General features: G+C 60.4%; 10 protein-coding genes and 1 tRNA gene. 8 read left to right on the top strand and 3 right to left on the bottom strand.

Going from position 1 to position 15,738, the window contains the following annotated elements; genetic code table 11:
• Window positions 1–62: 62 nt before the first annotated feature.
• The gene (locus tag ACILSI_RS04430) at window positions 63–1,070 is read right to left on the bottom strand and encodes a DUF4105 domain-containing protein (protein ID WP_395720641.1); all 1,008 of its coding nucleotides are present in this window, start codon (window positions 1,068–1,070) and stop codon (window positions 63–65) included.
• 180 nt (window positions 1,071–1,250) lie between these two features.
• Between ACILSI_RS04430 and ACILSI_RS04425 the strand changes: the two genes are divergently transcribed.
• The 5 genes from ACILSI_RS04425 to ACILSI_RS04405 are packed head-to-tail and all read left to right on the top strand — an operon-like array spanning window position 1,251 to window position 9,360.
• Window positions 1,251–1,949 (top strand): carbonic anhydrase, encoded by a 699-nt coding sequence (locus tag ACILSI_RS04425; RefSeq protein ID WP_395720640.1) that lies wholly within the window; start codon window positions 1,251–1,253, stop codon window positions 1,947–1,949.
• 25 nt (window positions 1,950–1,974) lie between these two features.
• The gene (locus tag ACILSI_RS04420; RefSeq protein ID WP_395720639.1) at window positions 1,975–3,573 is read left to right on the top strand and encodes an esterase/lipase family protein; all 1,599 of its coding nucleotides are present in this window, start codon (window positions 1,975–1,977) and stop codon (window positions 3,571–3,573) included.
• Between the two features lie 27 nt (window positions 3,574–3,600).
• Window positions 3,601–4,782, top strand: coding sequence for an efflux RND transporter periplasmic adaptor subunit (locus tag ACILSI_RS04415; protein WP_395720638.1), 1,182 nt, complete (start codon window positions 3,601–3,603; stop codon window positions 4,780–4,782).
• 27 nt (window positions 4,783–4,809) lie between these two features.
• Entirely contained in the window at window positions 4,810–7,938 is a 3,129-nt protein-coding gene (locus ACILSI_RS04410; RefSeq protein ID WP_395720637.1) for an efflux RND transporter permease subunit, read from the top strand.
• A 24-nt stretch (window positions 7,939–7,962) separates the two neighbouring features.
• On the top strand, window positions 7,963–9,360 hold the full coding sequence (locus tag ACILSI_RS04405; RefSeq protein ID WP_395720636.1) for an efflux transporter outer membrane subunit: 1,398 nt from the start codon (window positions 7,963–7,965) through the stop codon (window positions 9,358–9,360).
• Window positions 9,361–9,377: 17 nt separating this feature from the next.
• Here ACILSI_RS04405 and ACILSI_RS04400 read toward each other — a convergent pair whose 3' ends face one another.
• Window positions 9,378–10,643, bottom strand: a complete 1,266-nt coding sequence (locus ACILSI_RS04400) for a DUF1552 domain-containing protein (RefSeq protein WP_395720635.1) — start codon at window positions 10,641–10,643, stop codon at window positions 9,378–9,380.
• Between the two features lie 253 nt (window positions 10,644–10,896).
• Here ACILSI_RS04400 and ACILSI_RS04395 point away from each other — a divergent pair, with 253 nt between their 5' ends.
• On the top strand, window positions 10,897–12,297 hold the full coding sequence (locus ACILSI_RS04395; RefSeq protein ID WP_395720634.1) for a sulfatase: 1,401 nt from the start codon (window positions 10,897–10,899) through the stop codon (window positions 12,295–12,297).
• Complete coding sequence (locus ACILSI_RS04390) at window positions 12,294–13,724, top strand: sulfatase (RefSeq protein WP_395720633.1); 1,431 nt, start codon at window positions 12,294–12,296, stop codon at window positions 13,722–13,724. Before ACILSI_RS04395 ends, ACILSI_RS04390 begins: the two co-directional genes overlap by 4 nt.
• Window positions 13,725–13,748: 24 nt before the next feature.
• On the opposite strand, the gene ACILSI_RS04385 is transcribed toward ACILSI_RS04390, so the two are convergent.
• Window positions 13,749–15,197, bottom strand: coding sequence for a Gfo/Idh/MocA family protein (locus ACILSI_RS04385; protein ID WP_395720632.1), 1,449 nt, complete (start codon window positions 15,195–15,197; stop codon window positions 13,749–13,751).
• Window positions 15,198–15,632: 435 nt separating this feature from the next.
• On the opposite strand from ACILSI_RS04385, the gene ACILSI_RS04380 reads away from it, so the two are divergent.
• Window positions 15,633–15,707, top strand: a tRNA-Arg gene (locus ACILSI_RS04380).
• Window positions 15,708–15,738: the final 31 nt, after the last annotated feature.

The following is a 15,738-nucleotide window of genomic DNA, read 5'->3' as shown; positions in this document are numbered from 1 at the left end:
CAAGTTTCTGAATCTAGGATTCTTTTGCGTGCAATGCCTTCTGTTGGTGCCGAAGGGAGCACTTACGGAACCGGTTTGGCCCCAAATCCAGGCCGTCCCTCGCGGATGAGTTTTGAAAAATCAGGATCAAGGTCCGCTGCCAGTGCCACGGAGTTGATGAGCGCTTTGGCTTTGAGTTCTGCCAACGGAAGGCCGTCGGTGAGAATCGCCCCGCGCTCCGCCAAAAATTCGTCCAGAGAGCCATTGATTAGGATTCGCCAGTCCCAATGAGCACGCTCCTGAGAGGGGTGTTGGGCACGAATGCTCGTGGTGCAGTTGGTGGTGATAGCATTGTACCAGCGAGGGTGGTCTTTCAGGCTGTTGAGGGAGTGGATATATTCCATGAAGCGCTCACGCGCTGCGACGGGACCAAACGCGGTGCGGTAGAGGCGCGTGGTCTCGCCGTTGGTGAGTTGGGTCCGCACCCGGATCACATCGCGCTCATCTGCCACAATGTAGATCAGCTCAAACTGCCGGTAGATGCCGCCGATGGCAGAGTAGCCTTCACCGACCTCCTTCCGCGTCTCGATGGAAAAACACACGGGCGGCGCATCCGCGAACTGAAAGCTGACGATGGGGTGCGCCATCAGCGGATCGCCCCATTGGTTGATGAAAAGATCCACCCCGGTGAGCTGGGTGAGATTCACGGTATGGGTCTCCCATCTCGGCGAAGGTTCTGTGTTGCCTGCCTTGTAGTCAAAGTTGCGCACGTGATGCAGCGTCACCGAATCACCAGCCACCTCCGCCCAGGCCACTTCGGCGTTGTTTGGCAGCCATTGGCGGTCATTTCTGGGCTGAAGCGTCAGCCACCAGCCGAGAACCACGGCAAAGAGCGAACCCACTGCGGCCAGCTTTTTCAGCATGGGCCGCACCCAGACGAGCACGGCCACGACGGCGATGAGGTAAGCCCATGGCACCACCACACGCCCAAACGGAAAGTCGAAATGCAAACCACCGAACGCCCAAACCACGCCGCCGAGCGTGATCAACCAAGCGATGCCTTTGAGTGCGATGGATGCCAGCTTTTTCATCGAGGCGCCGACAGTGTCGAGTTGTTACGGAAAAGACAATCTAAACCTCCGCTGAGGACTTGCAGAGTGCCGATCAAGCGAGCAAAGGCATTAGTCCCATTCCGGAAAAAAGGCGAGTCCCGCCTCATTTTCACACGGCAAGGGCAAATTATTAACCTTTCCATCCACGCAGCGTCATCCATGAAGATCCGGCTCCTTGCACTCAGCTGCGCCCTCTATCCGCTCGCCAGTTGCAGCACGATTCATACCGGCACCGCTTCCGGTTCTGCTGCCCAGCCTGCCCCACAGATGCCGACCGCCTCGGAAGTGATCGCCAGATTGAAACAGGGCAACCGCCGTTTTGCCACGCATCACCAGAAGCACCCTGACCAAAACGGGAAGCGCATTCACCAACTCGCCACCGGACAGCATCCCATCGCTTGTATTTTGGCCTGTGCAGACTCGCGTGTGCCGCCGGAAATCATCTTTGACCAGGGTCTCGGTGATCTCTTTGTCGTGCGTGAGGCCGGTCATGTCGCGGATGATGCCACGCAGGGCAGTCTGGAGTATGCGCTGGAGCACCTCAAGACGCCCGTGATCGTCGTGCTCGGCCACGAGAGCTGCGGTGCGGTCACGGCGGCGCTGGATGTGACGGACGCCCACCAGAGGGCAGAGGGAGAGGTGCAGAAGCTGGTCGAGGACATCCGGCCCGCAATTTTAAAAGTCGGCAAACACGGTTCGCATGATGATCGTGTCGCTCGTGGGGTGACGGAGAATGTGAAGCTGGTGATCCGTCAGCTGTACCGCGACCCCATGATCACTGAGGCGCTTAAGAAGGGCACGGTCAAAATCATCGGTGGCGTCTATGACCTGCACACCGGGCGCATCACCTGGCTGTGACAAGCCCTGATTCACACACAAATCCATGCTCTCCCGCATTTTTTTACTCATCGCTCTGCTTTCGCTGGGCTTGTCATCTTGCAGTTCACCGCCGCAAAACCGCACCGCTGCTCATGGAGCCAGCTTGGACATCCAGAATGACAAACTCAGTGTAGCCCTCGCTGAAGCCGAGCGGATCCTAGCGCGCGGGATCGGATCGGCGGAGCAGCGGCAGGCTTATGCGACGGTTGTGGGGCGTGTCAGCTCGCTGTGGCTTTCACTTTCGGACGCCAAACGATCCAAAATGAACGTGGGGCCACGCTACATGTTGGAATCGCGTTATCCGGCTCATTTGCGCTTCGACGAGCTCATTCCCGCCGCGTCGATCAAGAGCAAGGAGTTCAAAACCCGCCATCTGCGTGACGGCGTGGGCGCGCCAATGGTCGCCCATTGGAAATATACGGCGGAACGAAAAGCCTCCGAGCCATTCATGCCGGAAGCAGGCCACATCTCGCCCGTCACGGCCACGCTCGACTTCAGCCAGGCCGCCCACGGACGACACACCGCGATACTCACCCTGCATGATGCTCGCGTGACGGACGCCGTCCGGTTCCAGGGGAAAAACCAGCCGCTCGCAGCTGATTTCTCCGCTCATGGCGAATACCTCGCCTCCATCAAACAAGCGCGGATGGCGGGACTCAAGGCACTGCTCAGGAGTGCGAACTACATGGACAAGCTCGGCCTACTCTCCCTGGAGCACCCTGCCCCAGGCAAAATCCCGCTCGTGCTCGTCCACGGCCTCATGTCACGGCCTGCGACGTGGGAAAACGTTATCCATGAGTTTACGATGGACCCGCTGATTCGTCGTCACTATCAGATTTTTGTGTTTCGCTATCCATCCGGCGTCCCCATCGGATATAGCTCGGAAAAACTGCGGGAAAACCTCGCCACGTTGCACAGCATTCTTGTCAAAGAAGGAGCGGGAAGCACGGCGAGAAACATGGTGCTCATCGGCCACAGCATGGGCGGACTCGTGAGCAAGGCGCAGGTGCAGAGCAGCAGCGAACAACGCTGGGGCTCGGCCCTCGGCACCACGCCCGAGCTTCTCCGCATCGGCCAAAAGGAACACGACAAGCTGAGGAAGTTTTTTGAGTTCGAGGCCAATCCCAACATCAGCCGCGTCATCTTCGCCGCCACACCGCATCGCGGCAGCGCAGTCGCCGACTCGCGACTGGCTCATTTTGGCCGCAAGCTCGTCAGCCTGCCAGTTCAGGCCTTCGGTGGCACCTTGCAGGTCGTGCAAAACATCGCTCAGCGCGATCCCATGCTCTCCAAAGTCTTCGCGCATGGCATGCCGACGAGCGTGGACAATCTCTCCCCGCACTCGTTTTATGTCAAAGTCGCCAACACACTCCCTTTCCGCGCTGGCGTGCATCTTCACTCCATCATCGGCAATCATGATGGCAAGGCACTTACTGATCCGAAGTGCTCCGATGGCTTTGTTCCCTACATCAGCTCCCACCTCCAGGGCGTCGAGTCCGAACTCATCGTCACCTCCGACCACAGCGTGCATGAGCGCCCTGAGGCCATCCAGGAGATGCGGCGCATCCTGCATTTGCATCTGAAGAAACTCGGATTGAAGTAACGCCTCTCTTTTTCACACCTCCATGCCATGAGACACCTCTCCTCGCTTCTGCTCCTCCCGCTCTGTCTGGCAGCTTGCAAAAAAACACCACCTCAATTGCCTTCCGGGCCTCCGGTCGTTCAAGTCGCCAAACCGCTGCAACGGGACGTGCCCGTGGTGGCGGAGGTGATCGCGCAGACAGAGGCCACCGCGAATGTCGAAGTCCGCGCCCGTGTGGAGGCCATGGTGGAGAAAATCCTCTTTGTGGAGGGTTCGGAGGTGAAAGCGGGTGATCCGCTCTTCTTGCTCGATAAAAAGCCCATCGAGCAAAGACTCGCCGCCGTGGAGGGCAATCTCGGCCAGCTGGATGCCGCGCTCGGTCGTGCAAGGCAGGATGTGGAGCGGCTCACGCCGCTGGCCAAATCAGGCGCGGTGCCACAAAAAGACCTCGATACCGCTCTCGCCGTGCAAAAGCAGGCGGAAGCCGCTTTGGACACAGGCAAAGCGCAAGTCACCTCTGCGGAGCTCGATCTCGGCTACACAGATGTCGCAGCACCAGTCGCGGGCATCATCGGGGCCAAGCAAGTGGACGTCGGCTCACTCGTCGGCAAAGGTCAGCCCACGGTGATGGCAACGATTTCACCTGTGGACCCGATTTGGGCCAATCTCGAGGTCAGCGAGGTCGCTTACCTCAATAGCGCGGGCAAAATGAAGGATCCGAAAAACTCGCCCGCTTTTGCCCTCGTGCTGGCCAACGGCCAGGTGCATCCGCATCTCGGCAAACTGGCCTTTGTGGACCGTCTGGTCGATGCGACGACCGGCACGCTGAAAATCCGCGTCGAATTCCCCAATCCCGAAAAAATCGTGCGTCCGGGCCAATTTTGCCGCGTGCGCGTGCTCACCCGCACGCTGCCAAACTCGCTGCTCATCCCGCAACGTGCCGTGCAGGAGCTGCAAGGGCTGCACAATGTCTTCGTCGTCGCGGCGGATGGCAAAGCGGCCTTCAAGCGGGTGAAGATGGGACGCCGAATCGGCTCTCTGTGGGTGGTGGAGTCCGGTTTGACCGCCGAGGAGCGAATCATCATCGAAGGACTGCAAAAAGCCCGCGATGGCGGCCAAGTGGAGGCGCAGGACGTGCAGATCGACGACGCCCCGTTGCTCGAATTGCTCGCCAGCGTGCCTGGAACGAAAACCGAGCCAGCTCCGAGCGCCCCGGCCCCGAAAAACTAAGCCACCCTCCACCCACTTTTAGACCCGATGGCCGAATTTTTCATCCGCCGCCCCATCGTCGCGATGGTGCTCTCGATCCTGATGGTGATCGTGGGGGCTTTCACGCTCACAGGACTGCCCATCTCGGAGTATCCCGAGGTTAGCCCGCCCGTCATCAATGTCACTGCGAACTATCGTGGCGCGGCCTCGCAGGCCGTGGAGTCCTCTGTGGCCACCCCCATCGAAGGGCAGGTCAATGGCGTGGAAGACATGATCTACATGAAGTCGGTCAATGCCGCTGATGGCTCTATGTCCCTCACTGCCACGTTTGATCTCGGCACCAACTCGAACATCAACCAGGTCAACGTGCAAAACCGTGCCTCGCTGGCCTTTCCACGCCTGCCGGAGGCCGTCACACGCGAGGGCGTCAGTGTGAAGCGCTCCAGCCCGGACATCCTCATGGTCATCGGCCTCTTCTCGCCCAAGGGTAGCTATGACGCCGTCTTCCTCTCCAACTATGCCACGCTGAACATGGTCGATGCCATCGCCCGTGTGAAAGGCGTGGGCGACGTGAAGAACTTCACCTCGCAGGACTACGCCATGCGGCTGTGGATCGACCCGGACCGCCTCGCCTCGCTCAAACTCACGCCATCCGATGTCGTCGCGGCTGTGCGCGAGCAAAATGTGCAGGCCGCTGCCGGACTCGTGGGCGCGGAGCCAGCAAGGAAAGGGCAGGAGTTTCAATACAACGTCGTCGCCAGCGGCCTGCTGCAGGAGCCGGAGCAGTTTGAGCAGATCATCATCCGCTCCAACCCGGATGGCTCGCAGGTGAAAATCAAAGATGTGGCCCGGATCGAGATGGGTGCGCAGGTCTATAAAAGCACCGCCAATGTGAATGGAGCACCCGCAGCGGCCCTCGGCATTTATTTGGCCCCCGGAGCGAACGCCCTCGCCACGGCGGACGCCATCAAGCAACAGCTCGCGTTGATGGAACAGAGCTTCCCACCGGACGTGCAGCTCCAGATCACGCTCGACTCCACCCGGCCCATCAAGGCCTCCATGGAGTCCATCGTCCACACCCTCTTCGAGGCCATGGTGCTCGTCATTTTCGTCGTCTATCTCTTCCTCCAGAGCTTCCGCGCCACGCTCATCCCCATGCTCACGGTGCCCGTCGCCCTGCTTGGCACCTTCATGGTTTTCCCGCTGCTCGGCTTCTCGGTGAACACGCTCACGCTCTTTGGCCTCGTGCTCGCCATCGGCATCGTGGTGGATGACGCCATCGTCGTCGTGGAGGCCGTGATGCACCACCTCGAGCACGGCAGCAGCCCCGTGGAGGCCACGAAAAAAGCTATGAAGGAGGTCTCCGGCCCCGTCATCGCCATCGCGCTCATTCTTTGTGCCGTCTTTGTGCCCGTCGCCTTCATGCCCGGCCTCACGGGCACGCTCTATCAGCAGTTCGCCATCACCATCGCCGCGTCCGTCATCTTCTCCGCGATCAATGCGCTCACCCTCAGCCCCGCCCTCGCTGCCATGCTGCTGCGCCCGCCCGCACCGCAGCGCGGGCCGCTGGGAGCCTTCTTCCGCCTCTTCAACAAGACCTTCGATGCCGTGACGGCACGCTACACGGGCGTCGTCGGTTTTCTCGTGCGTCGTTCTGCGCGGGCCATGCTCATCCTCGTCGCTGCCAGCATCGGCATCTACTACATCAGCCAGGAGGTGCCCGGTGGCTTCATCCCGGATGAGGACAAGGGCTACTTCTTCATCTCCGCCGAGCTGCCGGATGCCGCCTCCCTGCAACGCTCCCAGGCCGTGGGCAAAAAAATCGAAGACCTGCTCGCGAAAATGGAGGGTGTGGAGTCCTACCTCAACATCTCCGGCTTCAGCAGCATGACCGGCGTGTCCTCGCCGAATGCCATCACCTTCTTCGTCAGCCTCAAAGACTGGCACGAGAGGCAAACGCGGAAGACCCACGTCCGCGGCATCATGTTCCAGCTCATGGTGCAGTTTCAAAAGATCCCCGAAGCCCGCATCATACCCTTTGGCCCGCCCGCCTTGCCCGGCTACGGCAATGCCTCCGGCTTCAACTTCATGCTCCAGGACCGCAGCGGTGGCAGCATCGAAGAACTCGCCGCCACCTCGCAAAAATTCCTCGCCGCCGCAGGCCAGCGCCCAGAGCTGAGCCGCCTCTTCACCGGCTTCCGCCCCGCAGTGCCGCAGGTGAAGGTGGACCTCGACCGCGAAAAGTGCCGCGTGCTCGGCGTGAATGTGAACGACGTCTTTACCACCCTCCAGTCCTACCTTGGCGGAGCCTATGTGAATGACTTCAACCGCTTTGGCCGCATCTACCGCGTCTATTTGCAGGCGGAGTCCCAATTCACCAGCAAGCCCGAAGACATCGCCAAATTCTATGTGCGGAATAAAAACGGCGACATGGTGCCGCTCGACACCCTCGTCAAAGTCACACAAACCAGCGGTCCCGGCTTCACCACACGCTACAACCTTTTCCGCAGCGTCGAGATCAGCGGTGCGCCCGCGCCCGGCTACAGCTCCACCCAGGCCGTGACTGCCATGGAAGAAGTCGCCCGCGAGGTGCTGCCCGCAGGCTTCGGCTATGAGTGGACCGGCCTCACCTACCAGGAAAAGAAAGCCGAGGGCCAGGCCATCTTCATCTTTGGTCTCGCCATCATCTTTGTCTTCCTGCTGCTCGCTGCGCAGTATGAGAGCTGGTCTCTGCCCTTTAGCGTGCTGCTGGCCACGCCACTCGTCGTGCTCGGCACCTACCTCGGCCTGCTCATGCGCGGCTTTGAAAACAATGTCTATGCCCAGATCGGCATCATCATGCTCATCGGCCTCGCCGCAAAAAATGCCATCCTCATCGTCGAATTCGCCAAAATGGAGCACGAAAAAGGCATGCCCTTTATGGACGCCGCTATTGAGGGCGCACGGCTGCGCCTGCGGCCCATTTTGATGACCTCCTTCGCCTTCATCCTCGGTGCCGTGCCGCTCGCCATCGCCACTGGCTCCGGTGCCCAGTCTCGTCAGGTCATGGGCACCGCCGTCGTCTTTGGCATGACCATCGCCACCCTCATCGGCGTCTTCGTCATCCCCGCCTGCTATGCCTTTGTCATGCGGCTCACCAGCGGTGGCAAAAAGCCAGCCACAGCCGCCACGCATTGATCCACTTCTTCCTTTTTTCCCTGCATGTCCCGCTCACGCTTTTATCTTTTCATCCTCACCGCCGCGCTGCTCACCGGCTGCAAAGTCGGCCCCAATTACAGCCGTCCAGACCTTGCTGAACCCTCCGTCTTTCGTTTTGGCGGCAAAAAGAGCACCCGCAGCCTCGGCGACCTCGAATGGCGCAGCGTCTTCCAAGACAGCGCCCTGCGTGCCCTCATTGATGAAGCCCTCGCCAACAACCTCGACCTCCAGGCCGCCTCCGCACGCGTGCTCCAGGCCCAGGCCAATCTCGCCGCCGTACGCTCGCAATTTCTCCCCACCATCGGAGCTGGCTACAACTACAACCGCAGCGACCTCACCAACTTCACCAACGCCACTCAGAACCACAGCATCGGCATCACCCTCCTCGACTACGAAGCTGATTTTTGGGGCAAAATCCGCCGCTCCTCGGAAGCCGCCCGCGCCCAAGTCCTCGCCACCGAAGACGGCCGCCGAATGGTGCAGGTCGGCCTCATTGCAGGCATCGCCACCGCCTACGTCACCCTGTGCGAGCAAGATCACGAGCTCGGAATCGCCCGCCGCACCCTAGCCGCACGCACCACCTCGCTCGGCCTCATCACCCAGCGGCAAAAAGGCGGCCAAAGCCCCCTCACCGACGTACGCCAGGCCGAAGTCCTCATCGCCGAAGCCAACGCCGCCATGCGCACCATCGAAAAGCAGATCGCCAAGCTCGAGCACCAGATCAGCTACCTCGCCGGACGCCCACCGGGAGCCATCCGCCGCACCCGCAGCTTCGACTCCATCCAAATCGTCAGCACCGTGCCGGCAGGCCTGCCCTCCGACCTGCTCCAACGGCGCCCCGACCTCCGCGCTGCCGAGCAGCTCCTCATCGCCGCCACAGCCAATATCGGCGTCGCCCAGGCACGCCTGCTCCCCAGCTTCACCCTCACCGCCAGCGCCGGACTACGCAGCCGGGAATTTTCCGGCCTCTTCGACAACCCCACACGCATCTGGCAGCTCGGCCCCGCCGTGAACGTCCCCATTTTCACCGGTGGCCGCCTCATGGCCGCCATCCGCGGCAGCAAAGCCGCACGCGACGAAGCCGAGGCCAACTACCGCAAAACCGTCCTCCAGAGCCTACGTGAAGTCTCCGACGCCCTCATCTCCCGCCAAAAAAGCGCAGGCGTCCGCGCCGCCCAATCTCAAGTCGTCCAAGCCCGCCAGTCTGCCCTCGGCCTCATCCGCGAGCGCTACGACAACGGAGCCTCCGCCTACCTCGAAGTCCTCTACAACGACCAAGAACTCTTCGCTGCAGAACTCTCTCAAGCCCGCGCCCGCCTCGATGAAATCGCCGCCACCATCGAACTCTATCGCTCCCTCGGCGGCGGTTGGGACAAATCGAGCATTCCCGCCGCAAAATAGACTCCGATACCACCCGCTCAAGCAAACCGCCCAGTGCTGTTGCCGAACGAATCGGTCTCCACGCCCATCTTCTGGGCGATATCGACGAAGAGATTGCACAGCGGCACCTTGTTGATGCCTTCACGCGGCACTTCGCGGAATTCGCCGTGCTTGTAACCGCCGCCAGCGAGGAGGATGGGCAGGTCGGAGTTCTTGTGCGAATTGCCATCGCCCATGCCGCTGCCGAAAAGCACGGTCGTCGAGTCGAGCAGCGTACGCTCGCCATCGTTCATCTTCGCGAGCCGGGCGACGAATTTGCCATAGTGCTCGATCTGATACTTCTCCAGCGTGATGAGGTCCGCGATGGCTTCCTCATCGTTGCCGTGGTGGGAGAGGCCGTGCCAGTCCTTCTTGATGCCGAGATGCTGCGGCATGAAGTCGCCGCCGATCTCCAGCGTGGCGATGCGCGTGCTGTCCGTTTGCAAAGCGAGCGCGATGAGCTCATACAGCAGCGGCAGATCTTCGACCGCGTTGCGGTTCGCAGGCTTGTCGAAGGGCGCTTTCGGCTTCGGCTGGTTCGTCCAGCGCTGGCGCAGTTCGAGGCGCTTCTCCACATCACGCACGGAGGTCAGGTATTCGTCGAGCTTGTCCTTGTCCTCCTGGTTCACCTTCTTGGAAAGGCGGTTCGCCTCCTCCAGCACGGAGTCGAGAATGGAGGCCTGCACCTGATTCTCCTGCGCCCGACGAGCCTGACGCTCCTTCGAGTCGGTGACGAAAAGCTTCTCAAACAACTCCGCCGGATTCGTCACCGGCGGCACCCGCACGCCCGACTTCGTCCACGCGATCTGGCAGCCACCATGAATGCCACCTTCCGAACCCACCGTGAGCGATGGAAACCGCGTCTCAAAGCCCACCTCGTCCGCGAGGAACTGGTCGATGGTCACATTGCCATCCGGCCGATTTTGCGCCTCGGAGTGCAGCACGCCGGACAGGAACGAATGCACCGCGAAATGGCCGCCTTTCACGCCATGATCGAGTCCGCGGAAGACGGTCATCTTGTCCCGCACATCCCACACCGGCTCCAGCAACGCCGTCTTCTCGTAATTTCGCCCCTGCGTCGTCGGAAACAGGCTCTTCGTCTGGTAGCCGAGCAGGTTCCCGATCGCCACAAAGCGCCGAGCGCCCATACCCGCGCCTTTCGCCGCCTGCACGGAGCCGCCCACGGACTTCGCCATGAGAGAAGACATGCTCGGCAACGCCAGCGTGGTGCCAATCGAACTGAGAAGGAAATGACGACGATTCATGAGGGGGGATTTCGGGCAAAGGGAACGAGCAGGAAGGCTAGATTGTTGCAGCAGAGAGCGGGCCAGACAAAGTAGCCATCTCGCTCCGCGAGATGAACTATGCGCTTCCGCCGACAGGGAAGATTCTCGAAGTTCGAAAACTTTGGGAGCAGAACGGAACCCAAAGCTCCTCTTGCGGAGCAAGAGGGCTACTGTGCTTCGCAAAAAGCCGCAACATTCGCCCCGACGAGCCAGTTCACAGGCCCCGCCGATCATGAAACGCCTCCTGCTGTTCCTCGCTTTTTGCCCTCTACTCTCCGCTTTAGCTGCGCAACCGAACATCGTTGTTTTCATCTCGGATGATCACAGCCAGCTCGATTCGCAGGCGTATGGCTCCACAGAAGTCCGTACGCCGAACATGAAACGGCTCGCGGAGGAAGGATTGAAGTTCACGCATGCCTTTGTCGCCTCGCCAGCGTGTGGGCCGAGCCGCACAGCGCTGCTGACGGGCCTTTGGTCGGCTCGAAATGGCGCGGAGGCCAATCACAAGGCTAAGCGGCCGGAGGTTCCATCGTTACCGACGGTGCTCCGCAGCCTCGGTTATGAAATGGCGATCATCGGCAAGGTCGCGCACGGCGACTGGGCCAAGTTCTATGACTTCGACATGGTGATCGGGCCACCGGTGGGGATCTCTGACACGGCCGAAGTAGCGAAGTTCCTCACTAAACGCACATCGAAGAAGCCGCTCTGCCTTTTCGTCGGCACACGCCATCCGCATGTGCCGTGGAGTGAAGAACGAAGTTACGATCCGACGAAAGTCACGATCCCGCCCACGCTTGTGGACACCGCAGTCACTCGCGAGCAGCGTGCGAGCTATCTCACGGATATCACTAAGGCCGACACGCTGCTCGGCGAGGTCCGTGCCCTCGCTCGCGAAAAAATCACTGGCGACACGCTCTTCATCTACACCGCCGATCACGGCGGCCAGTGGCCCTTTGGCAAATGGAACCTCTACGACGCTGGCATCCGTATTCCGCTCATCATCGCATGGCCTGGCACGCTGAAACCCGCCACTACCAGCGATGCGATGGTCTGCTGGCCCGATTTGCTTCCCACCTTCATCGAACTCGGCGGCGGGAAAGTGCCGGAAGGCATCGACGGCAAATCCTTCGCCGGAATCCTGCGCGGCACCACCACCACGCATCGCGACCGCATCTTCACCACCCACAGCGGCGACGGCGACTTCAATGTTTATCCCATCCGCAGCGTCCGCACGCAGGACTGGAAATACATTCGCAACCTCCATCCCGAGTTTCAGCATCACAGCCACATCTCGCGCTCCTCCGGCCCGAGCGGACTCGCGTATTGGAAAACATGGCTCAGCGCCGCCGAGAATGATCCGAAAGCCGCCGCCTCGGTGAAACGCTTCACCACACGGCCCGCCGAGGAACTCTACGATCTCGCCAACGACCCGAACGAACTGCACAACCTCGTTACCGACCCGAAACATGCCGAGCAACTCGCCAAGATGAGTGCGGATCTCGATGCTTGGATGAAACAGCAAGGGGACACCCAAACCGTCTTCGGCAAACCGCTCCTCCAAGGCGAACCTGTCACACTTATCGACCCCGGTGCAGCGAAAAAGGCCAAAGCGAAAAAGCAGAAACAGCCATGAGACACCTTTTCATTCTCTCTGTGCTCCTCTGCGGACTCTGTGGTTCATCCACGGCCGCACAGAAGCCCAACATCATCATGGTCTTCATCGACGACATGGGCTGGGGCGACTTCTCGTGCTTCGGCAACAAAGACGCGCAAACACCGAACATCGACCGCATCGCGGCCGAGGGCATTCGCTTCGAGCAGTTTCATGTGAACTCGCCCATCTGCTCGCCCTCGCGCTGTGCGCTGACCACCGGGCAGTATCCGCAGCGCTGGCGCATCCATTCCTTCCTGAACAATCGGGCCGACAATGAGCGTCGTGGCTGCGCCCAATGGCTTGATCCGAAAGCGCCCACGCTGGCCCGAGTGCTCCAACAAAACGGCTACGCCACCGGCCACTTCGGCAAATGGCATCTCGGCGGTCAGCGCGATGTCGATGATGCGCCGCCGATCACCGCGTATGGCTTTGATGAATCGCTCACCAACTTCGAAGGCATGGGGCCGAAGCTCCTGCCGCTCACGATGAAGCCCGGCGACACAGAACCCGGCAAAATCTGGGCCGATGCCGAGCGTCTCGGCAAGCCGGTGACCTGGATGCAGCGCTCCAAAATCACCAGCGGCTTCATCGACGGCGCGATTCCCTTCATCGACAGAGCCGCCGCTGCCAAGAAGCCCTTCTTCATCAATCTCTGGCCTGATGACGTCCACGGTCCGTGGTGGCCGCCGACGGACAAATGGGCCGAAGGCAAACGCGGCCTCTATCTCTCCGTGCTGGAAGAAATGGACCGCCAATTCGGCAAACTCTTTGATCACCTGCGCTCCAACCCCGAACTCCGCGACAACACGCTCCTGCTCATCTGCTCCGACAACGGCCCCGAGCCTGGCGCAGGCAGCGCGGGACCATTTCGCGGCAGCAAAACGACACTCTACGAAGGCGGCACTCGTTCGCCGCTCATCGTGTGGGGGCCTGGATTGACCGAAAAAGCGAAAGCAGGCTCCGTGAACACAAATTCTATCTTTGCCGCCTTTGATCTTGCTCCATCGCTGCTTTCCATTGCCAAGATCGAAGCCAAAGACATCGCCTTCGATGGTGAAAACATCGCACCAGCTCTTCTCGGCCAAAGCGAAGTCTCCCGCGCTGCTCCGATCTTTTGGCGTCGTCCGCCGGATCGTAAAACGGCCTCCGCCGCGCTTCCCGAACGACTTCCTGACCTAGCTATGCGCGAAGGAGAATGGAAGCTGCTCTGCGGATACGACGGCACAAAGCCCCAGCTCTACGATCTGGCCAAAGATCGCGGCGAGACGGCCAACCTTGCCGCGCATCATCCTGAGATCGTCAATCGCATGACCCAGGCGTTGCTGGCATGGCATCAGTCGATGCCTCCGGATAACGGCCCTTCGCTAGGCGCTGGGCCGGCGAAGGGCAGGAGGAAGGCGAAGTGAAGACCGCTCAGTCGATCAGCGTGCTCAGGCGGGTTTCCAGCCGGGGCGATACGAGGGGCGAGTGATGAACTTGTTGGGAGCCTCGGCGTTGGTGACTTTCATGGCGGTTTTGTCCCACTGCACGGTCTGCTGGGCGCGGATGGCGAGGTTGCCGAGGAGGACGAACTCGGTGAGGGGGCAGGAGTAGTCGAAGTTTGAGCTGGGGAGGCCGCCGTTGACGATGTGGTGCGCCCATTCTCCCTGCGGATTGTCGGGCATGGCGCTGCGGGTCTCGGTTTTATTGATTTTGCCCGCCTGCATGTCGAGACGGACCTGGGTGAATTTTTCGAGCGGGTAGATTACCGGGCTCTTGCAGTAGGCATCGCCTTCAAAGATGACGCCGTCGGTACCGATGAACATCATGCCGCTGCTGGCTTTTTTGAAGGTGTCCTCGGGGATGTCGGGCTGGCGCTCGGGCTTGTTGGGCTGGCCGTCGATTTCGCCGTCGTGCCAGGAGACCTTGAGGGCGGGATGTTTGCCGGCGGGCATGTGATAAACGAGCTTGCTCCAGGCCGGGGCGTTGAGATCGGTGATGGGGCCGCTTTCGGCGTCGATTTTTTCAGGGATGAGCTGGCCGAGGATGCTGAAGGTGGCGTCCATGATGTGGCAGCCCATGTCGCCGAGGGCACCGGAACCGAACTGCCACCAGCCGCGCCAGTTGAAGTTGTGAGGGCCGGGGCTGCGCTTGTTTTTCTTGGCGGCGGCCTCGTCGAGGTCGAACTCGAAGTAGGGTTCGCTGGGTTCGGAGGAGAGCCAGAGATCCCAGTCGAGGTTGGCGGGGCATTCGACGAGTTTCTTTTTGATCGGTCCCTGCGGCCAGACGGGGCGGTTGGTCCAGAGGCGGATTTCCTTGAGGGTGCCGATGACTCCCTGCTCGATCCACTCTTTGGCTAGGCGCTGGCCTTCCATGGTGCGGCCCTGGTTGCCCATCTGGGTGACGATTTTGGCGTTCTTGGCGGCTTGGTGGAGTTCACGCACCTCGCCGATGTAGTTGCAGAGAGGTTTCTGCACGCAGACGTGCTTGCCGTGCTTGATGGCGTGCATGGCGGCGAGGTAATGGGTGTGGTCGGGCGTGGAGACGATGACGCCGTCGATCTCACCAGCCATCTCGTCGAACATCTTGCGGAAGTCCTGGTAGAGCTTCGGCACGTTCGGGGCGGAGGCGTTGGACTCGGCGTGGATTTTTTCCCGGCGCTTGGCGGCTTCCTCCAGGCGCTTGGAGTCCACATCGACGAGGGCGACGATGTTGTGCGCGAGCGTCACGGCCTGGGTGTCGGACTGGCCTTTGCCGTTTGCGCCGATGATGGCGAGGTTCAGGCGTTTGGAGGCCGTGTCCTGGCCGCTAAGCAGGAGATTCGGACCGGCGAAGGTGGTGGCGGCGAGACCGGCGGTGCGGCTGAGGAAATGGCGGCGGGAGAGCGGGTTTGTGTTCATGAGGTTGGCGGGGTCAGCGGAAACGTGACGATCACCACCTCGGTGGCCGCATTACCTCCCCGCGTAGTGGTACAGGACTGACATTCAATATCGTACTTCCTTCCGCCGCCCCCACCTCCACCAGCGCCACAGACGACAGCCGAGAGTTCATCAGCAATGTTCTCATGAATGACACGCTGTGGGAACGCCTGCTGCCAGATGGTTGAATGACGGGATGGCGCACCTTAAATTCCTCCAAAGTGGTGATCGTATCGCCTATTTTTGATAACTATATTCGTATATTACTTTAAGAATAAAGACTGATTTTGGCATGAAAATGAGGGGTGCGAGCAAAGCGCTTGAGTCAGCGTGTTTCTAGTCTTAAATCACAATGAGGGTTGCTCAAAAAGTGTTTTTTGGCAACGTTACGTTATTTAGTTGTTTGAAAATCAATGCGTCCCGGTAGTTCAATGGATAGAACGAGGGTTTCCTAAACTCTAAATACAGGTTCGATTCCTGTCCGGGATACCACGCTAAAGCGCATCATGCTTGTGCGTGTCAA

Origin of the sequence: Prosthecobacter sp. (assembly GCF_044232965.1) — a bacterium.
Taxonomy (GTDB): Bacteria; Verrucomicrobiota; Verrucomicrobiia; order Verrucomicrobiales; family Verrucomicrobiaceae; genus Prosthecobacter.
This window is presented reverse-complemented; position numbering and strand designations above follow the sequence as displayed.